We start from the raw sequence: 25626 nt of genomic DNA on the forward strand, positions 1-25626 counted from the left end.
GAATGGAGAACGCATGAATTTAAAGAGTGGATAGGGTAAAATGGAATGATAACGCGGAAAAGGCAGGTATCCAAAATGAAGATAGAGTTTACGAAGGTCCAAACGGCAGAACAAATTGCGGAGGTTGCCCGCTTGGCGGAGCAAATCTGGCGAGAGCATTACGTAGCCATGATTACAATCGAGCAGATTGATTATATGATTGATAAGTTTCAATCCGTATCAGCCATAACCGACCAGATTCAGAATCAGGGATACGAGTATTACCTGCTGCAGCAGCAAGACGGCACTGCCGCCGGCTATATATCTATTCGAGTGGACAACGGAAAGCTGTTCTTGAGCAAGTTTTATGTATCGAAGGCCCATCGAGGCCAAGGTTACGCCAGTCAAGCGATGCAGTTTATTGAGCAGCTGTGCAAAGAGCGCGGATTAAGCCATGTTTGGCTGACGGTTAACCGGGATAACGCATCCAGCATCGCGGTTTATGAGAAGAAGGGCTTTATTAACGTACGTGAGCAAGTCGCAGACATTGGCAATGGCTATGTTATGGACGATTTTATTATGGAAAAGGAAATTGCACTCGCGTAAGATCGGAGGTTCTCTCTTGCCTGTTATCGTACAAACTCTTTTTATCCATGCGCCAATTGAGGTTTGCTTTGATCTTTCCCGCAGCATTGAGACTCACATGGAGTCCGCATCGCAAACCAAGGAACGAGCGGTGAAAGGCCGGACAAGCGGGTTAATCGAACTAGGGGAGACCGTCACCTGGGAAGCTGTACATTTTGGAATTCGCCAGCAGCTCACGGCAGTTATTTCGGAATACGAGCGGCCCTACCGGTTTGTGGATGAAATGGTCAGCGGCGCCTTTAAACGGTTCAAGCATGAGCATCGCTTTGAAGCGCGTGATGGCGGAACGCTTATGACGGATATTTTCGACTATACATCACCGCTGGGACCGCTTGGAAGAATAGCGGATGTCCTTTTTTTGCGCTCCTATATGAAACGATTTCTAATGAAACGGAACGAATGTATCAAGCTGCAAGCCGAAAAACATATGGCCTAATAATAACTTGAATAGCCTCAACACAGGCTAAATAAGTTACAGAATATATATTATGTAAACTAATTGAGTGGCAGACTTATCTAGATCCAAAAAGGGAGCTAAACAACATGACATCTCATGACCGGATTAAGATCCCGCCAGGATTCTGGATCGGATTACGCGAAATAGGCTTTTCCATGGAAGAGATTGCTGCTAAGTCACAGATGAATTTAGCCGAAATCGAGAGGCCGGAGGGAGTTACGACTTCGCAATATTTTACCATATGGCAGGCGTACTCCGAGCTTGTTGGAAATATATCCGAAGCTGTCGTTAAGCTTTCAACCGCTTACGATCCAAGACAATACCCGCCGTCCATGTTGGCGACATACCATGCCCGAGACTATCGCGATGCATTAAACCGCATGGCGAAGTATAAGCGGCTTTGTCCTCCGGAGAATTTGCGAAAAACGGAAACCGGAGAGAACTGCCACATAGAACTAAGCTGGACAGATCCTGCGCAATCCGGTCCGGCGATGCTTGTCGCCATTACATTTGCAGCGCTTTTGGAGCTTGGCCGCAGAGGTACGGGTCAGCCAATCAAGGCGAAGCTTGTTGAATTTGTCGAACCGCTTGGTGATGGCCAACTGCTTCAAGACTATTTTGGGTGCCCCATCCGGTACGGCGCGGATAATAACCGATTGACGATGAAACGCAGCGACTTGGACCGGCCTTTCCTTTCGCATAACGAAGAATTGCTCGAGATTCTGACGCCTGCGCTGGAGCACGCGTTAGATGAACGGCAAAGCAAATTCTCCATTGTTCAAACCGTCGAAAGGATAATGAAACGTAACCTGGCAGGCAGTCGTCCCGAGATGCTGATTGTCGCTAGGGATCTGGGCATGAGCGAACGGACGCTTCAGCGCAGGCTAACGGAAGAAGGGACAAGCTTTAAGAAAATTTTGTCGCGTGTCAGACATGAGACGGCGCTTGCTTATTTGATGGATCCTTCACTTGAGATACACGAGGTAGCCTTTCTAACCGGATACGAAGATCAGAACTCGTTCTATCGGGCATTCCGTTTATGGGAAGGGGAGACACCGTCGAATTGGCGGATCCGGCAAAAAAGCACGTCTACTTTGGCGCGTTAAGCAAGAAGATTGGCGCTGAGGGCTAGTTACCAACCGAAATAGACAAGGTAGTATATTCTCTATCCCAAGCAACAAAGGAGACAGAGAATATTATGGATATGCGATTAACGAACAAGACTGCCTTAGTGACCGGCTCAACGAGAGGAATCGGCAAAGCCATTGCTATAGAGCTGGCCCGGGAGGGCGTTCATGTGTTGATTAACGGCCGTGACCGGGAGGAGACAGATCGAACCGTACGGGAGATTAAAGCGTTATTCCCGGCGACCTATCCACAAAATGCGGCGGCCGATCTCACGGATAAGAAGCAGCTTGAGGTCCTGTTTGAGACGTACCCCGAAGTAGATATCGTGGTGAACAATGCGGGCATTTATGAAATCATGGCTTATGAAGACGTCGGGCATGAAGTCTGGGAGCGATACTTCCGTATGAATGTGCTTGCAGCCAATGATTTATGCAAACATTATTTGCCCAAAATGCGGAGCAACGGATACGGCCGCATTCTCTTCATTGCAAGCGAAGAAGCATTAATGCCATCAGGCCAAATGCCGCAATACGCGATGACCAAATCCATGCTGCTATCCTTAACCAAGAGCTTATCCAAATTAACGGCAGGTACGGAAGTGACGGTTAATTCCATTTTGCCGGGGCCAACGCTCTCCGAAAACGTTCATCAGATTATCGATCGACTTTATTCGGATGAGGCCATCCCTTTTGCTGAAAAAGAGAAAAGATTTATGGCCGCAAATCTTCCTCAATCGGAAATTCAAAGATTTATCAGGCCAAGCGAGATTGGCAGATTAGCTGCTTTTGTATGCAGCCCGGATGCTTCTGCATTTAAAGGCTCGCCAATCCGGATGGACGGGGGAATGGTGCCAACGATTTTTTAAAATAGCATAAAAAAAGGCTGCCCAAGCGGATGCTTGGGCAGCCTTTTTTTATGCTTTTGGCTCGCTTATATTGTACTTTACCTTCTCTTCATCGCTTAACGTATAGAAATGCGTCACGCTTCGGAGAAACGTTGTCCCGTCTGCAATTTTGACCATATCGTCATTGTAGGCAATGATCGGAAGAGGCGGCCTTAGACGCATTCGGTCCTGGTATACGATAACAGGCTCTTTGGAAGCCATCACCTTCCGGATATCCTCATCCGTTTTTAGCTCATTTGCAGCTGTAATATGAGGGGTTTCGATCATGATTTATCCTCCTGTATAAGTTTGCTTCGTACGCATTCTTCGCAACATTCGCTAAACAGACTTGAATACTAGCATGTCCCTTAGAAGACCGGAACATTCCCGAAGAAGCAAAAAAATGTGAACGAGGGGGGAGGATCAGGAATGGGGACTCTATACTCTATTAGTGAACCGGCCCAAAATGGTATAATAGAGAAATAATTCCTATCTTACTGAGGAGCCTATGAACTGATGCCTAATCTTACAAAGCTATTTATCAGCTCCGTTGCTCAGGATGCGCTGACACCGCTAAGAAACCGGACATTTGAGGAATTTACTCTACTGGGTCATCAACCGGAGATGTATGAGCGAACATTTGGGCCGTGGCCAATGGATGTAAGCGGGGTAGAGCACTGCTTGAACAAGGTCAGGGAATCCGATATCTTTTGTCTGTTCCTCTATAATAAAGGCGGCAGCATGACGGACACCGGATATACAGTCACTCATCGCGAGTTCTTAACCGCCCTGAACGCGGGGAAAACGCTGTTTCTCTATGCCGAGCCAACCATTACGAAGAAATACTTTACGTCGGTTCGCCGGGTTATGCACAGCTTTATTGAGAGGTACAAGCAGAGTCATCGCAGGGAGCCGTCCAATCGCGAGTTAATGGATCATCTCGAGCTGACCGCGGAAGCTCAGCCCTCCGAAATTCCAAGCAAATACGAAACCGACCCGTATGTTTGGGTCATGCTCTATGACATTATCGACCGACACGGCAAATATCTGCTGGACATGCCTATCGGGGTAGGTATTGATTGGAAGCCTGTCCTTAGCGATATTCTAAGGGAAGGGGCTTCGTATTTTCCGAAAAAAGCGGAGTACATGGAAAGCATTGATACCCTTGCGGCTTTAGTGGAGTTCTCCGAATTTGTTCAGAAGGTTGTAAAGGATCATCTGATAATCCGTGAGCTGTCGCAGCTAAGGCTGTTATTGGCGCGTCTCCAAGGCATTATTAAAGGGGCGGAGATCAAGCAGCTGCGCATCCATGACCTTACTCTCGGCAAGCTTAAGAACTGTACGGCGATCTGCCTGTTTCGGCACAGCAACGACGTGTTGACTTGCATCGAGGCGGCAGGAGATACGGCCGGCGGCTATTCGTTTCATGTGAACGATCCTAACTCCTACGTCTCATTTACATACATGACAAGAGAGGAAGGGGAGCCGGTGCTGTTCTATACGGAGGCCAAACGCATGTTTTACCTGCTGTACAAACAGGGAGAGTACGTGATCTCTTATCATTTCCCCGAAGAAACAAAATGGAACCAAAATTTGTACGTGGACTACACGGATGATATAAAAAATGGTATACTGATGGCACATTCCAATGTTATGATTTTTGATTTCATCCATTCCGCCTTGAGGGGGTTGCAAAAATGAGCTTGAATAAAATTAAGATGCGGCGGGTTCAAAATACGAACCATCCCAAATATTCGATTCATCCTGATTTTGCCCCTGCTACCAAGGTCGTTATCGTGAACAAAGGGATTACGATTGGCCTTACGGGAAGCAAATTGCCAGAGCTGCCTAAGGATTCCGTCTTGTTTGTCGATACCAACCGTACAAACACCTACACGTCCCGCAACAAGCTGCAGCGGATGAAAGAACTTAACCAATCCTTAAAGAGCTCAATCCTCGTATCTGAGGCTTAATAGAAGATTTGTCAAAGGACCCGCAGCTTGCGGGTCTTTTGCGTAAAAATCGGAAACAACAATCTGAACAAGGAGGCGGCTAATGATGGCAGAAGTAACCTTTAACCAACAAAACATGTTCGCGCATGTTTTTAATTATGCTCCGATCGGAATCGCATTGATCTCGCTGGATCGCAGGTGGATTGACGTCAATCCGGCCGCATGCAAGATCCTCGGATATAAGCGGGCGGAGTTGATGACGATGGATCCTGCCGAATTGATTTTCTCCTCCAGAGGCGAGCAGCTGGGCGAAAAGTTTAATCAGCTGCTCGAAGGGAAAATTTCCACTTTAAATTTGGAAAAAAAGTATATGCTAATGAACGATGCTACTGTATGGGTGTCCCTTCATATTTCGCTTGTCAGAGACGGTTCTGACGGAGAGCCCTGGTATTATATCGCTCAGATCGTGGATATAACCGCAACCAAGATGACCGAGCAAAAGCTGCAGGAATCGGTGGAACGATATACATCGCTTAAGAAATACAATCATGATACGATCATCTCTTTCGACCTGCAGGGCAGGATTATCGGCGGCAACGTGATGGCCGAGAAGTTAACCGGGCGGCAGGTATCGGAATTAATCGGGACAAGCATTGCCAGCGTAATTGGGGAAGACAATCTGGCCCGCATATTAGCGGACAATGAACCGTATACCGAAATTGAAAGCTCCATTAATCATGTCCCCCATGCGGACGGCTCCTATTTAGAAGTATTGGTTACGATCGCGCCTATTATCGTAAATAACAGAAGCATAGGCTTTTATCTGCTGATCAAGGACATCACCGAGCAGAAAAAGCTATTGATCGAGAAAGAAACGGCCGTTCGCACGAACGAGGTAAAGAGCGAATTTATGGCCATGATGAGCCACGAAATCCGGACTCCGATGAACGGAGTGATCGGGATGACCGATCTGCTTCTTGATACACAGCTAGACGAGGAGCAGAAGGAGTATGTATCGATTATCCGCAAGAGCGGAGATACGCTGCTTGGCATTATTAACGATATTCTCGATTTTTCTAAAGTGGAATCGGGCAATGCGGAATTGACGGAAGAACCGTTTAATTTAAACGAAGCCATTGCGGAAACGTTTGATACGTTGATGCCCAAGGCGATGGAGAAAAATCTGGAGATCAAAATATGCATCAGTCCCGGCATTCCGCAAAATGTGATCGGCGATTCGCTCAAGATTCGCCAGATCATGCTGAACCTGATCGGCAACGCTATTAAATTTACGCCAAGAGGCTCCATAAGCGTCTCCGTAGACAGAGCCGAAGTCGAAGGCGAGAAGGTAAGACTTCATTTTGCGGTTAAGGATACGGGGATCGGAGTTGCCGCGGATAAGCTCCCTTATTTATTTGACCCTTTTTATCAAGCGGATCATTTTATGGTGAGGCAGGAGGGCGGTACCGGATTAGGGCTCGCCATCACGCGCAAGCTGGTTGAACTGATGGATGGCGAGATCTATTGCGAGCCCAACCCTGGCGGCGGAACGATATTCCGCTTTCATATCTTGATTCAATCCGAGTCGCTGCCATCCATTGCCTTACCTGATTTCATTACGGAAAAAGCGCCGCAGCCGGAGGAAGAGCTCTCCATTCTGATCGCCGAAGATAACGATGTGAACCGGCTTGTGCTGATGCGTATGATAGAGAAGCTAGGCTATCGTCCAAAGGCGGTATCCAATGGTGCCGAAGTCGTGGAAGAGGTTTGCAAGAGGAAATACGATATCGTATTTATGGATATTCAGATGCCGGTTATGAACGGAATGGAAGCATCGAGAATTTTGCGTCAGACGCTTAAGCCCGGCGATCTCCCGTATATCGTAGCCGTCACGGCAAACGCGCTTGTAGGAGACCGCGAGCGCTACATGAGCGCGGGGATGAACGAGTATATCAGCAAGCCCCTGCACAGCTCGGCCGTCTTAGCCGTTATTCAGAAATGTCTGGAAGGGAAATTCCTGCGGAAAATAGGAACGAGATAAAGGATAGCTAAGAATGAAGAACCGCGCTGCAGCGCGGTTTTTTGCTGTCTCGTTTAGGAGAGGGGCATCCGCTGAATATTTTCGGTGTAAATCCGCTATGAAAACGTTACTAATTATTGCGGTATTTTAGGCAGACTCCTTGTGCTATAGTTGTCGCATTCAAGCAGATAGGTATGGAGGATGTATAACGATGATCGCAAAAATTAACTTGGAAGGCATTTGGCAGCTTCAACTGGATGAAGAAAAAACAGGCTTGCAGAAGCCGCTTAACGATACCATTGCTTTACCCGGCACTACTTCGTACGCAAGAAAAGGAAAGCGTAATCAATGCGTGAATGTAGACTGCCTTACCGATGAGTATGGATTTGAAGGCTGGGCTTGGTACTCCCGTAAATTCGATATTCCGGCAAATCTGGCCGGAGCTGGAGTCAAGCTGTACCTTGAGCGCACGCGCGTAACGACGGTCTGGATCGACGGAGAAAAGCTGGGAACGCAGAACAGCTTAAGCGCGCCACATCTCTATGAATTAATGAGTCCGCTGACGGAAGGCAGCCATACGATTACGGTCCGGGTCGATAATACCGGTTATCCGACCAAAGGCGGGCATATGACGTCTCGGGATACGCAGACGAATTGGAATGGTATAACAGGACGCATGGAACTGCAGTTTTACGGTGCGGCATTCTTGGAGGATGTGCGGACATATCCCAATATCGCGGACCGCTCGATAACGGTTAAGGCAAGTCTTGTTGGCGCCTCGGCAGGAACGGTCAGGGTTTCGGCGGAAAGCGCAAACGGAACTAGCCGGCATAAAGCGGAAGTCAAAGCTTACGACGTGCCAGGCGGAGAATTCGAGTTTTGTTATCCGGTGGGGGAAGAAGCGCTTCTTTGGAGCGAATGGTCACCGAATCTGTATAAACTGAAGCTGGAATTACAGCAGAATGACGGTAAGATTGACGTGCATGAGTCGACCTTTGGTTTGCGGGCTTTCCGGGCAGAGGGCAGTTCCTTTACGATTAACGGCGCAAAAACCTTTTTGCGAGGCAAGCATGACGGGTTGATATTCCCGCTGACCGGCTTTGCTCCAACCACGGTGGAAGAATGGCTGCAAGTGCTTGATACAGCCAAGTCATATGGGATTAACCATTATCGTTTCCACACGGCCTGTCCTCCTGAAGCAGCCTTTGAAGCCGCGGATTTACTGGGTATTTACATGGAACCGGAGCTGCCGTTCTGGGGTACCGTAACGGATGAGACATACGACAATCACAATGCGGAGGAACAGCAGTACCTGATCGAAGAAGGCTACCGGATGCTGAAGGCGTTCGGCAATCATCCTTCCTTTGTTATGCTGTCGCTTGGCAATGAGCTATGGGGCAGCAAGGAACGCATTGACGAAATCTTGAAAAATTACAAGACGTTTGACAGCCGTCCGTTGTATACGCAAGGTTCGAATAATTTTCAGTTTGTTCCCGTTATCCTGGAGCATGAAGATTTCTATTGCGGCGTGCGCTTCTCGCGCGACCGTCTAATCCGGGGTTCGTACGCGATGTGTGATGCTCCGCAAGGACATGTTCAGCTTGGACTGAAAGGCACGTTGACCGATTATGATGATGCAATCTTGCCGCAAGCAGACAAGGGGATCACACGGAATGTCTCCGGACAGGGAGGCACCATCCAGATCCAATACGGAACGGAAGCGAGAACCGTTGAAGTAGATGCTGCCGAAGGAGAATTCGCATCTCATATTCCGGTCGTCTCCCATGAAATCGGGCAGTACCAAACGTACCCCGATTTTAAGGAGATTGCCAAGTATACCGGCTCTCTTAAAGCACGCAACTTCGAGGTATTCAAGCAACGGCTAGAAGAGAAGGGATTGGACCATCTCGCGGCGAAATACCATGCGGCCTCCGGCAGGCTTGCGGTCGACAGCTACAAGGAAGAGCTGGAGGCCGCATTCCGTACTAAGCAGCTGGCTGGCTTTCAGCTGCTGGACCTTCAGGATTTCAGCGGACAAGGAACCGCGCTTGTTGGCGTGCTGGATGCTTTTATGGAATCCAAAGGACTTGTATCGCCAGAGGAATGGCGGACCTTCTGTTCGGATGCCGTGCTTCTGGCTAGGTTTGCGAAGTATAATTACAAGACGAAGGAATCCTTCGATGCTTCGATTCAGCTTCGTTACCTGAGACCGGAACCGCTCGCCGGCTTCAAGCTGGAATGGACACTGGAAGCCGGGAAAGTTCAATTGACCAGCGGCGAAGCAACCGCTTCGGCAAATGCTTCAGGGGACTATGTGGATATTGGCCGGATCTCGTTCAGCATGCCGGAAGTACGGACGATGACAAAGGTATCTCTCCAGCTTCGTATCGCCGGCACCGATATCCGGAAATCTTATGATCTGTGGATTTACCCGGACGGAATTGAAGCCGACAAGAGCGGATTAAACCTATTTAATGAGTTGACTGCCGAAGCTGCCGCGCTGCTCGAGAAGGGTGAACGCGTTGTCGTTATGCCCAATCCGAAGCAGCTGAAGAATGCCATTAAAGGAACCTATTGCGTGGATTTCTGGTGTTACCCGATGTTCCGGTCTATCTCGGAGAGCATGAATAAGCCGGTGCCCGTTGGCACGATGGGATTGCTGATCGATCATGAGCATCCGCTGTTTAAGCTGTTCCCGTCCGAGATGCATTCCACGGAGCCATGGCGTCAGATTGTGGAAAACTCCCGCTCCATCATTTTGGATGGTACGGACCGGGCTTTGCAGCCTATGGTACAAACGATCGATAACTTCGAGCGCAACCATAAGCTTGGAATGGCGTTCGAATGCAAGGTCGGAGAGGGAAGTTTGCTTGTCTGCGCCGTAGATGCCGAGCAAGCGGGACAAACGGTGGAGGGACGCCAGTTCCTGTTCAGCTTGTACCAGTATGTTAAATCCGAAGACTTTAAGCCGCAAGCAAGCCTCGAGTTGTGTAAACTTCGCGAGCTGCTGCGTTAAAAGAATAGCAAACGTCAAATAAGCCTGCTCTCGGTTATGCCGAGGCAGGCGTATTTAGTATGTCAAAGGCAATGGGTCCTCCGAAATCGGTTCAACGATTATTAGACATACGGATCTATCCATTACCCGGACGAAATGCGGAGAGGATTACTGGCGTGGGGCAAGTAATCCCGGTGGCGCTAAGTAAAATTTGGGAAGAAAGTCCAGTTTTTATTAATCTCTTCTTATTCATGATTCATGGACCAGATTATCGAGTATGATTTGGAAAGAGGATCAGCCGGCTTTCTTGAGGAAGGCAGGGAAAGAAGGCGGCCTTGTTTATGCTGCTTGGAATCTTCCTCGTTATTCCGGTTACGGCCTGGACACTGATGGGCGTACATGCGGTGGCTTGACGGAGATACGCCGGAGCTGTGCGCCGCAGCGGAAAACAGCTTGAACCGGCTGCGTCAGGAGTTTCCGGATTTTACATTCTCAATAAGATTTGGAGTGAAATAGACATGTCGATCAGCGCATTTATACTCGATCCTGAAGATGAATTTGAACGTGCATTTATGCTGCCGGTTGCCACGGAAGCATTTTACAAGCAGTACTGGGAGCCAGCATCGGAGGAGCTGGGGCTCCATTGGACGGCATTATTCCAAGGCGGGACGGATGTTGAGCAAGAGGATGTTCCCGCCATCCTGGAGGAGATCGATAAGTTGAAGGAATGGGTGATGGCCAATATGAACGGAGAAGCACAGGAGCATATGCTGCGCAGGCTAAGGCTGCTGGAGACGGGTCTGCCGAGTGCTTTCCGGCGCGGAGACACGGTTGTGCATATCGGTTAATACGAGAGGGAGAAATCATGGACCCGAAGATAAAAGCTATGTTTTTGGACGAATATGCGGAGGAGGGTGCCGCAAGGTTTGGTGTAGACCCAGAAGAGCTGACGTTTATTGGAGGCTTTCAAAATTTTATTTATTCCTATCAGCGTGAGGAAAGGAAGTACATTCTTCGCTTCACGCCAAGCACGCTTCGCACCAGGGAAGGCGTATCCGCTGAGCTGGATTGGATTCTTAATCTGGCACAGCATGAACTGTCCGTTTCCGTTCCGGTGCTCTCGATAGAAGGGAACCAGATTGAACAAATCGATGGAAACGGAATTACGTTTTACGCAACGTCATTTACTTATGCGCCAGGTCGTAAGATTGGATACCCCGAATGTCTGGGAAATCCCTTTCTGTATGAACAATGCGGGCGTGCTACGGGTCGTCTTCATGAACTGTCCAGATCGTTCAAGCCAACTGCGGCAAGCAAACGGCATACATGGGAAAAGAATGAATATCTGCTGCGAGCAGAGTGCTATTTGCCGCAAGACCATCTACCGATTGTACAGGCGCTTCATGAAATTAAATTAGAGCTAGCAAGATGGCCTGTAACCCCAGAGCAATTCGGTCTTATCCATGGTGATATCCATGTAGGCAATTTTACAGTAGATGAGTCAGGCGAACTGACGCTTTTTGACTTCGACGAATGCCAATATAGCTGGTATACCGAGGATATTGCTATCCAGCTTTATTACTTGCTGTATGTGTTTGGAGAAGATTCGAGGGCGGAGCGAAAGACGCAATACGAGTTGTTTATGATACATTTTGAACGGGGCTATACAGAAGACGGCCGCCAAATGCCGCGCAATTGGAAGGAGCAGCTCGAGCTTTTCCTCCGGCTTCGGGACATTATCGTCCTGGTAGGCATGCATAGAAGCTGGGATTTAAGTCAACCCGATGACTGGACACGGGATTTTCTGCAGGATAGCTGGACGCGGATTACGAGCGGCAAATCGTTGATTGACGGGTTTTGATGAGAGGGTGGGTTCGGGGTTTATTAGAAGAACAAGAAAGACAGTCGGTAGATGCTGACTGTCTCTTTTTTTGTTTTATGAGGTGACCTAAAAATGCCATGGATACATAATACAATACATAATTTTTCAACATAAGTCTATTACTTTTTTGGTATTAATTGTATCGTAATAAGGCGGCCGCAATAAATGGAAGGGAGAAGCCCTGCATGATTACTCTTCGAAAAATTACGTTGGATAACCGTCGTGACATTTTTAATCTGGAGGTATCCGAGGATCAGAAACGTTATGTTGCTTCTAATCTCTCAAGCGTTGCTTCCTGTTATGTACTTGCCACGAATGGGGGAGCTCCGTTTCCGTTTGCTATTTATGCGGATGAGTTGCCTGTTGGTTTCGTCATGATTACGTATAAAATAACCAGCTATGATCTTCCGTCCTTTGCTGAGGACAGCTATTGCATCTTGCGTCTGATGATCGACAAGAAGCATCAAAACAAAGGATACGGGCGGGAAGCCATGGTGAAAATACTGGAGTTTATCCGCACCTTCCCGGCAGGCCCCGCTCGCTATTGCTGGATTCCTTACAAGAAAGAAAACACGCCAGCCAGGAAGCTTTATGAACGCTTTGGCTTCCGCGACAGCGAAGAGGTTCTCTATGACGAGGAGATAACCGTTTTGCAGCTCTAAATGAGGAGGAATACTCGATGGACTACAAGAAGTGTTTGGAAGAAGCTTTACGAGCCTACTCTTTTGATGAACCGGCGTTTGAATTCATTCGTCATAACGAGAATATGACATACAAGATAACGGATAAGCGATCCAGTTACTTGCTCCGGATTCATAAGCCGATTGCCCGCAACATGGAAGGTATTCAGACCACTCCTGAAGCAATCCGCTCGGAGTTGGATTTTCTTCAGGCATGGTCTGTTCATGCGGATCTGCCTGTTCAGACTCCGGTTGCTAACTGTAATGGGGAACTGGTCACGATGATTCGTATCGGTCAAGAAGTGATCCCCTGTACCGTCTTGAAATGGATTGATGGCGATGTCTTGTCAAAGCAAGAGATGAACAGCGAGGAAGAAGCCCGTACCCTGGGTACTCGAATCGCGATGCTCCATCAATTCTCGCAAAGCTATCAGAAGGGTCCGGCTTGTATCCGGCCGGAATACGGAAGGGAATGGATTCATTCAATGATCTTCAAATTGCGACACGGGGAAGAACAGGGGATTCTTTCTGATAGAGACTTTCAAATTCTCGAACAGACGATGCGGAAGATGATCGAATGGATGACTTTATGGGAAGCGACTCCTGAAACCTGGGGATTCATTCATGCGGATATGAACTACAGCAACTTGATACGTTCTCCCAAAGGAATATCAATGATTGATTTCGGTTTGTCGGGATACGGGTATTATGCTATGGATCTCGCGATGGGAGCTTTACTGGTTGAGAGCAAGCATCGGGATGCCTTGCTCGCCGGCTACGGCCGCTGCATGACAGGAAGCATGGACGACCTCGCTCAGCTAGAAGCTTTTATGTTTCTTGCGATCGTTGGCTACTACACCTTTGTATTAAGCCAGCCCGATAAGTTAACTTGGATTGAAGATCATATTTCCGGGCTAATTGATCATATCTGTCTGCCGTTGCTAAGCGGTCAAAGAGTGTTCTACACGATCTAAAATAAAATTACTGATGGGCAAAGCTGTCGAATCCGAATTCGGCAGCTTTGAATTATAGGTATAGCATAGCTATAAATGATTTTTACCAAACAGTATTTGGCTATAAATGGTAGACTATTTAGGAGATTATAAACCTAGGAGCGGATTTATTGTGAATAGAATAACTGACCAAAAATTATTAGAAGCCGATATCTCATCGTTGCAAGCAGCTATGGAAGCGGGCGAGCTAACGTCCGAGGCATGCGTTCGCTGGTATTTGGAACGGATTGAAAAGATAAATCCGACATTAAGAGCCGTGCTTGAAGTCAATCCTGACGCCATTACCATTGCGCGGGAACTAGATAAGGAGAGAGCGGAATTTGGCGCGCGAGGACCGCTTCACGGTATACCGATTTTGCTGAAAGATAATATCGATACGGGAGACGGGATGCATACCAGTGCGGGCTCTGTAGCACTCGCGGAGCATTTTGCCCCTGCAGACTCCGCTGTGGCAGAGCAATTAAGAGCAGCGGGAGCCGTATTTCTCGGGAAGGCAAATATGACGGAATGGGCGAACTTTATGTCTAACTCGATGTGGGCGGGATACAGTTCCAGAGGGGGGCTCACCCTGAATCCTTATGGACCAGGCGAGTTGTTCGTGGGCGGTTCGAGCTCCGGGTCCGGCGTGGCTGCAGCGGCTAATTTGTGTGCGGCTGCAATCGGAACGGAAACTTCAGGCTCCATTATTAGTCCGTCCTCGCAAAACGGCATTGTTGGCATGAAACCGACGATAGGTCTTGTCAGTCGAAGAGGGATCATCCCGATCACCCAAAGCCAAGATTCGGCTGGACCAATGACCCGAACGGTTAGAGATGCCGCGATTCTGTTAGGGGCTATGACAGCCTCTGATCCGGAAGATTCGGCTATGCGCGATGGTGGGCGAACGGCGCATACGGACTATACAAGCTTCCTGGATGTTAACGGCTTGCAAGGCGCGAGGATTGGCATACCGCGGCATTATTATCAGGGACTTGATGCGGCAAGAGCCGAAATTATTGAGCGGGCAATTGCCTTATGTGCCGAACGGGGGGCCGTTATCGTGGATCCCGTGACAATGCCTTGCGAGAATGCCAAGTGGGATTGGGATGTTATGCGCTATGAGTTTAAAAAAGGGCTGCATGATTATTTAGCCAGAGCCGGCAACGGCGCATTTATCCGGACTTTAGACGAGCTTATCGCATACAACGAAGCCCATCGCGATACAGCGCTCAAATATGGGCAGGACGTGTTGATCTGGTCGAATGAAACAAGCGGAACTTTAACCGAGCCGGAATATCTTGAAAGCCTCAGGCTTAACCATGAAATCGCGCGGAAGCAAGGAATCGACCATGCTATAGAGGCGCATAAGCTAGACGCTTTGCTGTTCCTCGGGAACGAAGAAGGGCTCGATATTTCCGCGCGTGCGGGTTATCCGGCCATTACCGTCCCGGGAGGCTACGCAGAGACGGGGATTATCGCCGAAGGAGGCTACACGACCAAAGGTCCGCAGGGAATCACCTTTGTCGGAACCGCCTACAGCGAGCCGGTGCTTCTCAAGTTAGCGTACGCCTATGAGCAGGCAAGCAAGTACCGCCGTGCACCTGTCGATCCGGTCTAACCTTTAGGCCTTCGATTCCTTTAATTGCGCGGAGCGGGCTCGCCGCCAGCTCATCAGTACAAGAGTTACGGCAATCACCGTTAGAATAATCCCGAGTATACGAAACCCGGTGAAGCTGAATTCTCCACCCATAACAATGCCGGTCAATAAGGACGAAATGATGGTGCCGAGATATCGGGAGGTATTAAACAAGCCGGAAGCGACCCCTATGATTTCTTTTGGCGAGCTGTCGAACAAAGCCGTTTGCATGCCCACGCTGTTCAGTCCGTTGCTTATTCCGAAGGCAGCTAAGGCAATACAGACGCTTATAACAGGTGAGCTCTCATTTAATGTCACGATCCATACGGAACCAAACACCATCAAAATTGCGGACACAAACAAAGCGGGCCTCGGGCCGGATTTATCGATCCATTTGCCTGCAAGCGGGGAAGCCGCAAGTGAACACAGGCCTAAACTAAGCATCAGCATGCCGGTGTGGAATTCGCTGACATGCCGAACGATCTGCAAGTAAGACGGTAATCCAAAAAATAATGAGTAGAACAAAATGTTCACAAGTATGAATTGAACATTAACCCAAGTCATCGCAGGGTATTTGCCTATGGTCCGTAACGGGATAAAAGGCGATTTTGCTTTTAGCTCATGTCTGATGAAAGCTCCAAGCGATAAAAGTCCCATCAACCCGATAACGACGTAGCTGAGCGAGACTTGGCCGGAAGACTTTGCGGACAATAATCCAACAAGCAGGGCAACCAGGCCCGCTGTAAATAACAGGATTCCTGTTGCATCGATCAGATCAAGCCATTTGCGGATGGTAAGGCCGCGAACAGGGGATGTCTCCGGTTTATCCTTGGGAATAGTTCTCCACGCCAACAAGTAGCTGGCAATGGCAAACGGGATGTTGACGAAGAAGATCGCCGGCCAATCCCACCAGTGGATAAGCACACCGCCAACAAAAGGACCGATAGCTGCCGCGCCGGATAAAAAGATAGACAAAACGGACAGCGCGGCACCCTGCTTCTCCGTAATATAGATACGGACAATTGCCATGCCTACGGCAACCATCATGCTTGTGCCTATCGATTGGATAATGCGGAACACGATCAGCCAGCCAAAGCTTGGCGATAACGGCGCTAATAGCGACGCTAGAAATGCTATAACAAGACCGTACAGAAAGATATTTCTTCGGCCGAATAAGTCGCTGGCTCTGCCCATCACGGGCTGGGCAACAGCGCTGGCAATATAGAAAGAAAATATAATCCAGGAAACGCCGGTGTAATCAAGTTTGTAATCGTCTTGAAGCCTTGCGATTGCCACGGATATCATCGATGAATTTAAAGGGTTAAGCAGGATCCCTAATCCGACCGCTATCATTAGCCACCTGTTGCGAATATTCAAGCGAGGTCACTCCTCTATTTGTCTTTGAACTCATCGTACGGGAAATGCGTCATTTATTCCAACGCATTTCATGTTATAATTTCATGGACTTGAAGGAATATACGGATGGTGAATTTCATGGAGCTTTTGCAATTGCAATATTTCTTGACGGTAGCCCGGCTGGAGCATGTCACCGAAGCCGCGCGGCATCTGCACGTTACGCAGTCTTCGCTAAGCAAGACGATTCAACGGTTGGAAGAAGACTTAGGCGTGCCTTTGTTTGACCGGATAGGAAGAAAGTTGCGTCTTAACGAGTCGGGAAGCCGATTCCTGCTGCGTGCCGAGAGGGCTTTGTTCGAGCTGGATCAGGGAAAGCAGGAGCTGAATGATATATCGAGCTCGGAACAAGGAACGATAGAGCTCGCGGTGAATACGGCAAGCATGCTGCCTAATATTCTGCGAGAATTCCGTAAGAAGAAGCCCAATATTCAGTTCCACGTGCAGATGCTGACGACGCAGGAGATGGTATCGCATCTTCATCGGGGAGATATTGATTTCTGCCTGTCTTCTCCTCCCCTTGAGGGAGAAGATATCGAATGCCAGATCATGTACAGAGATCCTATCCTTGTAGCGGTTCCGAAGACGCATCGTCTAGCAGGGCGGAGCAGCGTATCCTTACCCGAGCTGAAAGAGGAATGGTTTGTAGGAGTTAAGAAGGGTTACGGTACGCGTGACCTGGTAGACTCCATATGCAAAAAGGCAGGCTTTGAGCCCAAGTTTGTATATGAGGGCGATGAGCCTGCGAGAATTAACGCGCTTGTGGAAGCCGAAATTGGCATTGCGTTTATACCGGGCACGGCCAGAAATTCAAACGGACATCTTGCTTATCTACAGGTAGAAAAAAACGAGCTTGTGCGGGAAATCGCATTGTTATGGCATAAAAGCCGATATGTATCGCGGGCTGCTCAATCATTCCGCGAGGTTGTCGTTAATTACTTTGAGACGATATCGAAAGTAGATAATTAATGCGGCTAATTATTGATTTTTTAGGAGGACAACAAATGCTGAAATTATTCGAATACAACTGGCAAGTACGAAAAGATTGGTTTGAGTGGTGCCGGGACGTTTCCCAAGAAGAGCTGCTGAAGAAGCGGATAGGCGGAGTGGGGGGCATTTTACATACCTTGTTTCATGTCGCGGACGTGGAATACAGTTGGATCTGCGGTCTGCAAGGGAAGCCCGATTTCACGGAACCGTTCGAGTCTTATGCCAGTCTTGAGCAGGTAATCGAGCTATCGGATAGATTCCGCGAAGAAGTCCGGTCATTTGTAACAAATTGGACCGATGACATGGAGATGAAGGTGTTATCCGATGTACACCCGAATGGAGAGCCAATCAACTTCAAGTACGGGGAAATCATGAGGCATGTCATTGCTCATGAAATTCACCATATCGGCCAATTGTCCGTATGGTCGAGAGAACTAGGGAAGGTCCCCGTAACCGCTAATTTTATTCGCCGGGGATTGTTCGGACAGGCAAGAGAAGTATGATCGTCCCGGACCGCCATTCGCTGCAACTAATGGATTTCTTTGGCGTGTTGCCGGAATAACGTCGGTGCCATGCCTGTCTTTTGCTTGAAGAGATTCGAGAAATACTGCGGGTCGTCATAGCCAAGATGTATGGCTATTTCGCCGACTGGCAGTTCCGTGTCTTGAAGCATCATTCTCGCAATGTCCATTTTGCGTGCCAGCACGTATTGATAAATGGTGCTCCCGGTATGCTGCTTGAAGATACGGTTCAGCTGCTTGAAGGATAGGTCCATTTGATGGGCAAAGTCTTCCGAATGGAAAGTCTCGCCGACCAGCTGATCCAGATAAAGCTTCATTCGTCCCATTATTGGCGAGGTATATTCGGCGGCCTGCTTCACGGCTTTGTGCAGAGTAAATATAATCTCCGTACAGCTGAGGATTAACGCCGTCTGCGTGTCCGTGCCGTCTTCGGTTTTATGTTTTACGGCAGCAAAGCCTTTCAAGAACAAAGCTTCGATGCCGGCGTTTGGGATATATGGGGTATGAAGCAAATGGAAGGTTTCAAGAAGCGGCAGGCTATTGCCGTGAAGATTATACCAGTAATATGTCCATGGATCGCTTGAATCCGACAAGGCCGTTACTTCATGCCTGCTGTCTTTCCTCAGAATAAAAGCATCGCCTCTGCCCAGGCGGTGCTTCTCCGAATTAACCCGAATTTCTCCATGTCCGTTTACCACATATCCGAGTACGGTAATATCTGATTTTTTACGGATGTTTTTATAGGTTGGCGCACAAATATTCATACCAATCATCGGAACATATACCGATAGATCAGGGGAATGCGGCAGTGCATGGATATCGCCATGCTTATGCAGCGCCCGGTTTCCATCCCGATAAGCCATGTCCATTTTCCTCACTTAACCTTCCTTTTCCTCTATGTTCATTTCCTTACGAAAACACTATCATGGATATGAAAACTAGTCCATATCCGCCAGGGAAAAATAGGCGGAAGTTGGAAAGCTGAAGGAGAGAATGGCATGAATCAGAGGGCATTTATTACCGTTAATACCGAAGAACCTTCCAAGCACCGCTTAAATCCTTATATTTTCGGCCATTTCGTTGAAGATATCCGCGATCATATGGACGCCATGTTAGCTTTTGCGCTGAAGGACATGGACTTTGAGGACGAAGCCGATACGCGAGGCGTATCCTCAGGGTGGTATGCCGTAACCAATGGCAAGAATACGGAATATGCCCTGGAGCCTGCCGCACCGCGGCATTCCGGCCATAGCCAGCATATCCGGATTTTCAGCGCGGACCGCTGCTACGGCGGAATTGGACAAAAGGTGAGCGTCGAAGGCGGCCTTACTTATCGAGTGAGCATCGTAGCGCGTGCCGCTATGGATCTTCGGGCTGCCGTCTGCGAGATTGCCGATCGCGAGACTGGTGAGGTACTGAGCCGCAAAGAAATCGGGCTTCGGGGACATAAGTGGAATGAATATCAGATTGAGCTGACTCCTAATCGTTCCTGCGAGAGGGCGGAGTTCCGGATTCTGCTCTCCTCGGAGACTGAAACCTGGCGTGACGGCATGGGATCGGGCATGCTCTGGCTGGACCATGTGTCGATGCTTCCTTCGGACAGCATTGGCTATGTAAAACGGGAAGTCGTAGAACTGACCATGCAGCTAAAGCCGGGAATGATGCGTCTGGCGGGTAATTATATCAGCGCGTATCATTTTGAGGACGCCATTGGCCCCGTGCTGGAACGGCCCAACATGATTAACGAAGCTTGGGGCGGCTGGACGAATAAATATTTCGGTACGGATGAATTCTTAGCGTTCTGCCGGGATACGCAAACGGAGCCTTTAATCTGCGTCAATGCGGGAACCGGTTCGCCGGAAGAAGCAGCAGCTTGGCTGGAATACTGCAACGGCAGCGTAGACTCGGAATATGGCGCGCTGCGGGCACGAAATGGCCATCCGGAGCCTTATGGCGTCAAGTATTGGGAAATCGGGAACGAAATTTACGGACCTTGGCAGCATGGGCATTGCACGGCGGAACAATTCGCGCACCGGTATAATCGTTTTGCGGATGCAATGAAAGCGGTAGATCCGGATATTGTGCTTCTGGCATGCGGCGATTGCGATCCTGAATGGAACCGTACGATGCTTAGCATCTCGGCGGGCAAGATGGACATGTTGACTTTGCATATTTATCATGGGTTTGGGACCGTGGGAATTACGCCTAATATGCCAAAAGAAGAACGGTACCCTGCAGTTATGTCGTTCCCTGAGGTAAGCCGTGCCGCTATCCGCAAGACGGAAGAGATCATTACGGGTAATGCTGCTTATTCGCATGTGAAGCTCGCCATCACGGAATACAACACGATGTATTATCCAAATACCATTCGCGAAGGGCGCCCGATGGAGCATACGCTCGAGGCTGCGGTAGCAAATGCCGCGAATCTGAACGAATTTATCCGGCAATCCCATCTGATTGAAATTGGAAGCTACTCGGACCTGGTCAACGGCTGGCTTGGCGGATGTATCCGGGTTGGAGATTGCTATGCGGATCAGTACCGGGGGAAAGAAACAGGCTGGAGCGGCCGCAGCAGAGCAGTATACGGCACGCCAACCTTCCATGTTATGAAGGCCTATGCGAATCGCGATATTTCCCGCGTATTGAAGGCGCAAACAGACTGCCCAACTTTTGATTGGCCATCCGGCTCGAAGCGGTTTGATCTGGAGCCGGGAGCTTTGCCGGTACTTGACGTGGCGGCTGCGCTTGATGAAGCCGGCAGCGCATTAACCTTGTTTGTCGTTAACCGCGGACTTGCGGCGGTTGAGGCTGAGCTTGCTATCGGTTCGTTTGCGGACGATGGAGTTGCAGCAGTATGGCAGTTGTCCGGAGAAGATTGTGAGATAATCAACGATGTCTTTGAGCCGGAAGCCGTAACAGCGGAAGAGTACCTTCTGAAATTCCATGGCGGCAAGCCGATGCTGGCTTTGAAGCCACATTCGGTGTACGTTATTGAAGTACGCAAGTAAATAACGAGTGTTGGGAAGAACCTCCGGTTAATCCGGGGGTTCTTTCATCATTTATTTAGCTGCATTAACGATTCGCTGTCATGCTACAATATTTGGTAATGACAAGCCATTTTCGAGGAGGCCGTATACCGATATGAATGTTCAATTAGCAGAACGAAAAATCGCGGAGTGGGCGGCAGCAAATGCAACAGCGATTGGAATCGGCCCGGATCACATACAGGCAAGCTATATTTATAACCCGGGAGGCTTTGGCAACTTATCTATCCGGTTAACGGATGGACGCTCGCGTCTTCACGTCAAGCTTGCTCCGCCTCCCAAACGCGCCAGGCTCAAGCAATGGGCGAAAGTAAGCGAATATTTAGCCAAGCACTATTCTGCACCTAAGCTTATTCATGAAATCGATGAAGAAATAATGCCGGGTTATCCGTATGGACTTGTATTCGAATACGTGGAAGACGCGGTTACGCTTGCGGAGGTACATAAAGCTGAGGAGACTCGGACAGGTGTACTGAAGATCATTGCAGAGCTTCATCGGGACAAGGAGCTTCGCGGGCTGCTTCCTGTGGCGGCGACCCGGACCTACGCAGAAGCATTCGAAGAGGAATATCTGTCCCGCTTTTCGGAAGATCTAGACGGAATTCGGGAAGCTCGGGAGCTTCTGAAGGATTTTGTGACCGATGAGACGCTATTATGGTTTGGGGAAGAGATCGAGAGACTGAGGGAGATCATTCGTCGGGTTCCCGCTTTTCAACAAGCGGCTATCGATGTTGTTCATAACGATCTGAATGGCAATAACGTATTGGTACGGGAAGATGACTCGTTCCGGATCATCGATTGGGATGATCTATCGGGACAAGGCGACGCAGCGATGGATTATTCCGTGCTCCTCTGGCCGCTTGCCGATGATCCTTCATGGCCGATCTGGAGAGAGAAGGTGCTTTCTGCAGCCGGAGATGCCGTTGTCGAACGGCTTGAGATTTATTTTCGAGCTAAGCTTCTTGATGATGTTATTGATGTTCTTGCCGATTATGTTGAAGCAGAGCAAGTGCCGGAATATAGAGAGGAAGCGCAGCGTAAGTCTAAAGCGATCCATCTGGCCTCTTATCCCAAGTATCTTGCTAAATATGAAGCTAACTCGTAGAAGTCGCGTTTTCGCGGCTTTTTCTTTATTTACTCCAAGAATCCATTTCAAATACACACGTTGGACACACGAACTCCCTATACTTCAACTTGTAGAGCAAATGGAGGTGCAAATGGATGATAAGAATGCCGAATTTCGGGTAAACCTGTGATAGCATAGGGTTAGCGGTTCCAAGCGAAAAGCCGGAAAGAGGCGGGATTCAAATGAAACGAACCATTTTATTAGTGGAAGACGATACGCTCATGCGGGAATTTATAACGGATTATTTCAAAAAAGAGCAGTGGGATGTCCACGAGGCGGAGAACGGAAAGGTTGCGCTTGAGTTGTTCGAGCGAGTCTCCGTCGACCTGGTTGTCTTAGACATTATGATGCCGGAGATGGACGGCTGGTCCGTATGCAGGCGGTTCCGCGAGAAATCGGATGTTCCTATAATTATGATCACAGCAAGAGCCGAGGACGAGGATCAATTGATGGGCTTCGAGCTGGGAGCCGACGAATACGTAACGAAGCCGCTAAGTCCAAGGGTGCTGGTCGCCCGGGCAAACGCCTTAATGAAGAGAACGGAAAGAACGGTGGGGCGGGAAGCGGAGCTGCTTCAATACGGAGAATTGTCGGTGAACCGCGAGGCCCATACGGTTACGGTGGCTGGGGAACTCATTAATCTGTCGCCCAAAGAATACGATCTGCTGCTATTCCTGATCAAGCATGACGGTAAGGTATTGTCCCGAGACTATATTCTGAATGTGGTATGGGGATACGAGTACCTTGGAGATTTGCGAACCGTGGACACTCATATCAAGAAGTTAAGGGCCAAACTCGGGGACGCCGGCAAGCTGATTGCGACCGTCATCCGATCCGGTTACAGGTTTGAATCGGAAGCATGAGAAGACATGGCGTCGTACTCAAGCTGTTTGTCATCACGTCTGCTTTGATCTTGTTTATTTTTACGCTGGTGATGCTGGCCGAAGGGTTGTTCTTTGAACGGTTTTACCGGATGTCCCGGATTCATCAGCTGGAATCGGCTATTAACGGGTTTAGCAATCAGTATAACGAGGTGAAGGGGAATGAACGTGAGCTTTCCAGTCTGCTCGGGACGTTTATGAACCGGAATGATACCAGCTCGGCGGTGCTGAATAAAAGCTTTAATAAGGCCAACCTCAATCCGTATTATGTAAAGCTTCAATCAGGCGGTAAGAGCATTACCGTTCCAATCCCAACCGCAGGTGCTACGATCAATAGCATTCCACGAGGAGTATCAATTGATAGCAACATGATTGTGGACGGGATTTTTATGGACGAGAAGGATACGGTGCTTCACCCGATTACCTTCTGGTCCGATAATGCGGCTCCTCTTGATGAAGGTTTAGTACGGATTGAAGGAAAGGTAACGGAGTTTTTGCTGCCAGAGCAGCGGTCGTTCAACCCGCTTTACCAGGATGCTCTTGTTGATGAAGCCTTACAGGAATGGACGACATCGGCGGAGTCGCGCCTGTCCCGCTTGCATGCGGGAGAGACGGTACGGAGCGAATGGAAGGATCCTTGGAGCGGAGTCGAGTACGCCGTACTCGTAAAATCCCTTACCGGTACAGCTGAGGATGAGCATTATTTTTTCTGCATGGCTTCACTCCAGCCGGTGGGAGAAGCTGTTGATATTTTGAAAAAATACGTCATTTACTTGGCGCCGGTAATACTTGCTCTCGTACTAGCGTTATCGCTGATCTATTCGAGAATTGTATCGCGGCCGCTGCTGACCCTTAATCGATCTGCCGCACGGCTCGCCAAACTTGATTTCACCGATCATCCGGAGATTCGTTCCAAGGACGAATTCGGGGAGTTATCGAGGAATATGAACGCCTTATCCCAAAATCTTGACTCGGCACTTCATGAGCTTAGGCTTGCTAACGAGCAGCTGCAGGAGGATATGAGAGAGAAGCAAAGGTCCGAGCAGCTGCGCAAAGAACTGGTGGCGAATATATCCCACGAGCTCAAAACTCCGCTTGGCATTGTAAAAGGCTTTGCGGAGGGGCTTCAAGATGAGGTGGCAGACGACAAAAGAGAACGCTACCTCGCCTTGATCGTGAACGAGACGGACCGGATGAACGCTCTTATTATGGATATGCTGGAGCTGTCCAAATTCGAGGTGAAAGCCGTCAAGCTAAATATCGAACGGTTCTCCCTGACCAATCTAGTTAGAGAGGTTGCAAGCTCCTTCACGCAGCAGCTGGAGAGCAAGCAGCTGCGGCTAAGAGTTCGGCAGGATGGAGAACGGGAGCTGTTCGTTTATGGGGACCGTAGACGGATCGAACAGGTTCTGCTTAATCTGCTTAGTAATGCGATTCGTCACGCCATTGAGGATAGTGCGATTGTTATTGAAATGGAAAGGGCAGAAGGAGAAACGATAAAAACCATCGTGGAGAATACCGGTCCTTCTATAGCAGAGAAAGACCTGAGCCGGATTTGGGATCAGTTCTACAGGGCAGAACGTTCCCGTGATCGCAAATCCGGTGGAACCGGCTTAGGGCTGGCTATAGTTAAACATATTTTAGAGCTGCACGGCAGTCATTACGGAGCAGCCAATATAGAGAACGGTGTCGCTTTTTCATTCACTTTACAAGAAAACAAGGGAGAGATTTATGATGAATAAAAAATCTTTTAGCGTATTGGCTGCGTCTTTGGCCATTCTGGTTGTAATGAGCGCATGCGGAAATAAAGCGGAAACAGGAAATGCGAATTCGGCCAACGAAGGGACCGTAACGGAAGCTCCGGCATCCAATTCGCCTAGCAGCAATGCCGGAAGTGCGGAGGGGTCCGCATCGCCTGACACCACCTCGTCGTCAGCACCTAACGAAGAATCTGCTGCACCGGACGCAACAAAGTCGTCTGACGCAGCGGGTAACAATGCTAATGAAGAGATTCTGATTATCATCGATCAGACCGAAAAACCAATCGAAGGCAACAGCTTTGACTTCGTAGTCAACAAGCGCCCGGAAGGCTACATGCTGTCCAAGATGGAATGGAAATCCGGCAAAACAAGCATTGTAAACACGACACAAGAAGCGATTGAGCATGGCGGCAACGGAAAAGACGGCTTCTACATCAGCGGGGACGGACAGTTTATGGGCTTCTTCTACCCGGACGACTTGAAGGGGCAAAAAGGTGATGTAAGCTTTACTTTCGTAAACGATGCGGGCAAAGAGCTTACTTGGAAGAAGACGATTACTTTGAAATAATCGCATAAATTGAAGGAAAGCCGCAAGAAGTGCTCGCGGCTTTTTTGCGTTGTATCCTATTCAGAATGATATTG

The 25626-nt window shown here is 48.9% G+C and carries 23 protein-coding genes; 20 read left to right on the plus strand and 3 right to left on the minus strand.

Features of this window, described 5'->3' with window-relative positions:
- Positions 1-75 precede the first annotated feature (75 nt).
- The 4 genes from WFK81_RS06940 (at position 76) to WFK81_RS06955 (ending at position 3074) form a co-directional block, all read left to right on the plus strand.
- Positions 76-585: a GNAT family N-acetyltransferase gene (locus WFK81_RS06940; RefSeq protein WP_336785728.1), complete on the plus strand. Its 510-nt coding sequence runs from the start codon at positions 76-78 to the stop codon at positions 583-585.
- A gap of 16 nt (positions 586-601) precedes the next feature.
- A complete protein-coding gene (locus WFK81_RS06945; protein WP_336785729.1) occupies positions 602-1060 on the plus strand; it encodes an SRPBCC family protein in 459 nt (152 codons plus the stop codon).
- 107 nt (positions 1061-1167) lie between these two features.
- The gene (locus tag WFK81_RS06950) at positions 1168-2187 is read left to right on the plus strand and encodes an AraC family transcriptional regulator (protein WP_336785730.1); all 1020 of its coding nucleotides are present in this window, start codon (positions 1168-1170) and stop codon (positions 2185-2187) included.
- 92 nt (positions 2188-2279) lie between these two features.
- Positions 2280-3074, plus strand: a complete 795-nt coding sequence (locus WFK81_RS06955) for an SDR family NAD(P)-dependent oxidoreductase (RefSeq protein ID WP_336785731.1) — start codon at positions 2280-2282, stop codon at positions 3072-3074.
- Positions 3075-3122: 48 nt separating this feature from the next.
- Here WFK81_RS06955 and WFK81_RS06960 read toward each other — a convergent pair whose 3' ends face one another.
- Entirely contained in the window at positions 3123-3380 is a 258-nt protein-coding gene (locus WFK81_RS06960; protein ID WP_336785732.1) for a hypothetical protein, read from the minus strand.
- Between the two features lie 228 nt (positions 3381-3608).
- Here WFK81_RS06960 and WFK81_RS06965 point away from each other — a divergent pair, with 228 nt between their 5' ends.
- From WFK81_RS06965 to WFK81_RS07005, 9 genes are all read left to right on the plus strand, one after another.
- Entirely contained in the window at positions 3609-4793 is a 1185-nt protein-coding gene (locus WFK81_RS06965) for a DUF4062 domain-containing protein (protein WP_336785733.1), read from the plus strand.
- Positions 4790-5065, plus strand: a complete 276-nt coding sequence (locus tag WFK81_RS06970) for a hypothetical protein (protein ID WP_336785734.1) — start codon at positions 4790-4792, stop codon at positions 5063-5065. Before WFK81_RS06965 ends, WFK81_RS06970 begins: the two co-directional genes overlap by 4 nt.
- Before the next feature lie 85 nt (positions 5066-5150).
- Positions 5151-7085 carry a PAS domain S-box protein gene (locus WFK81_RS06975; protein ID WP_336785735.1) on the plus strand — a complete coding sequence of 645 codons (1935 nt, stop codon included), beginning with the start codon at positions 5151-5153 and terminating at the stop codon, positions 7083-7085.
- A gap of 190 nt (positions 7086-7275) precedes the next feature.
- Positions 7276-10080 (plus strand): glycoside hydrolase family 2 TIM barrel-domain containing protein, encoded by a 2805-nt coding sequence (locus WFK81_RS06980; protein WP_336785736.1) that lies wholly within the window; start codon positions 7276-7278, stop codon positions 10078-10080.
- Positions 10081-10577: 497 nt separating this feature from the next.
- Entirely contained in the window at positions 10578-10907 is a 330-nt protein-coding gene (locus WFK81_RS06985; protein WP_336785737.1) for a hypothetical protein, read from the plus strand.
- 17 nt (positions 10908-10924) lie between these two features.
- The gene (locus WFK81_RS06990; RefSeq protein WP_336785738.1) at positions 10925-11920 is read left to right on the plus strand and encodes a phosphotransferase enzyme family protein; all 996 of its coding nucleotides are present in this window, start codon (positions 10925-10927) and stop codon (positions 11918-11920) included.
- A 206-nt stretch (positions 11921-12126) separates the two neighbouring features.
- A complete protein-coding gene (locus tag WFK81_RS06995) occupies positions 12127-12603 on the plus strand; it encodes a GNAT family N-acetyltransferase (RefSeq protein ID WP_336785739.1) in 477 nt (158 codons plus the stop codon).
- 17 nt (positions 12604-12620) lie between these two features.
- A complete protein-coding gene (locus tag WFK81_RS07000) occupies positions 12621-13595 on the plus strand; it encodes a phosphotransferase enzyme family protein (RefSeq protein WP_336785740.1) in 975 nt (324 codons plus the stop codon).
- Between the two features lie 151 nt (positions 13596-13746).
- Positions 13747-15231 (plus strand): amidase family protein, encoded by a 1485-nt coding sequence (locus WFK81_RS07005; protein WP_442956028.1) that lies wholly within the window; start codon positions 13747-13749, stop codon positions 15229-15231.
- 3 nt (positions 15232-15234) lie between these two features.
- On the opposite strand, the gene WFK81_RS07010 is transcribed toward WFK81_RS07005, so the two are convergent.
- On the minus strand, positions 15235-16626 hold the full coding sequence (locus WFK81_RS07010; protein ID WP_336785742.1) for an MFS transporter: 1392 nt from the start codon (positions 16624-16626) through the stop codon (positions 15235-15237).
- 117 nt (positions 16627-16743) lie between these two features.
- On the opposite strand from WFK81_RS07010, the gene WFK81_RS07015 reads away from it, so the two are divergent.
- Positions 16744-17631, plus strand: a complete 888-nt coding sequence (locus WFK81_RS07015; RefSeq protein ID WP_336785743.1) for a LysR family transcriptional regulator — start codon at positions 16744-16746, stop codon at positions 17629-17631.
- A 35-nt stretch (positions 17632-17666) separates the two neighbouring features.
- The gene (locus WFK81_RS07020; RefSeq protein ID WP_336785744.1) at positions 17667-18155 is read left to right on the plus strand and encodes a DinB family protein; all 489 of its coding nucleotides are present in this window, start codon (positions 17667-17669) and stop codon (positions 18153-18155) included.
- 26 nt (positions 18156-18181) lie between these two features.
- Here the strand turns inward: WFK81_RS07020 and WFK81_RS07025 are convergent, their stop codons facing one another.
- Positions 18182-19036 carry an AraC family transcriptional regulator gene (locus WFK81_RS07025; protein WP_336785745.1) on the minus strand — a complete coding sequence of 285 codons (855 nt, stop codon included), beginning with the start codon at positions 19034-19036 and terminating at the stop codon, positions 18182-18184.
- Between the two features lie 135 nt (positions 19037-19171).
- Here WFK81_RS07025 and WFK81_RS07030 point away from each other — a divergent pair, with 135 nt between their 5' ends.
- The 5 genes from WFK81_RS07030 (at position 19172) to WFK81_RS07050 (ending at position 25552) form a co-directional block, all read left to right on the plus strand.
- Positions 19172-21181: an alpha-L-arabinofuranosidase C-terminal domain-containing protein gene (locus WFK81_RS07030; protein ID WP_336785746.1), complete on the plus strand. Its 2010-nt coding sequence runs from the start codon at positions 19172-19174 to the stop codon at positions 21179-21181.
- A gap of 133 nt (positions 21182-21314) precedes the next feature.
- Complete coding sequence (locus WFK81_RS07035) at positions 21315-22322, plus strand: aminoglycoside phosphotransferase family protein (RefSeq protein WP_336785747.1); 1008 nt, start codon at positions 21315-21317, stop codon at positions 22320-22322.
- Positions 22323-22525: 203 nt separating this feature from the next.
- Positions 22526-23206, plus strand: coding sequence for a response regulator transcription factor (locus WFK81_RS07040; RefSeq protein ID WP_336785748.1), 681 nt, complete (start codon positions 22526-22528; stop codon positions 23204-23206).
- A complete protein-coding gene (locus WFK81_RS07045) occupies positions 23203-24966 on the plus strand; it encodes a sensor histidine kinase (protein WP_336785749.1) in 1764 nt (587 codons plus the stop codon). The genes WFK81_RS07040 and WFK81_RS07045 overlap by 4 nt, the downstream gene beginning before the upstream one ends.
- Positions 24959-25552, plus strand: coding sequence for a hypothetical protein (locus WFK81_RS07050; protein ID WP_336785750.1), 594 nt, complete (start codon positions 24959-24961; stop codon positions 25550-25552). Before WFK81_RS07045 ends, WFK81_RS07050 begins: the two co-directional genes overlap by 8 nt.
- Positions 25553-25626 lie beyond the last annotated feature (74 nt).

Source organism: Paenibacillus sp. MMO-177 (assembly GCF_037147795.1).
In the GTDB taxonomy this organism is placed as follows: domain Bacteria; phylum Bacillota; class Bacilli; order Paenibacillales; family Paenibacillaceae; genus Pristimantibacillus.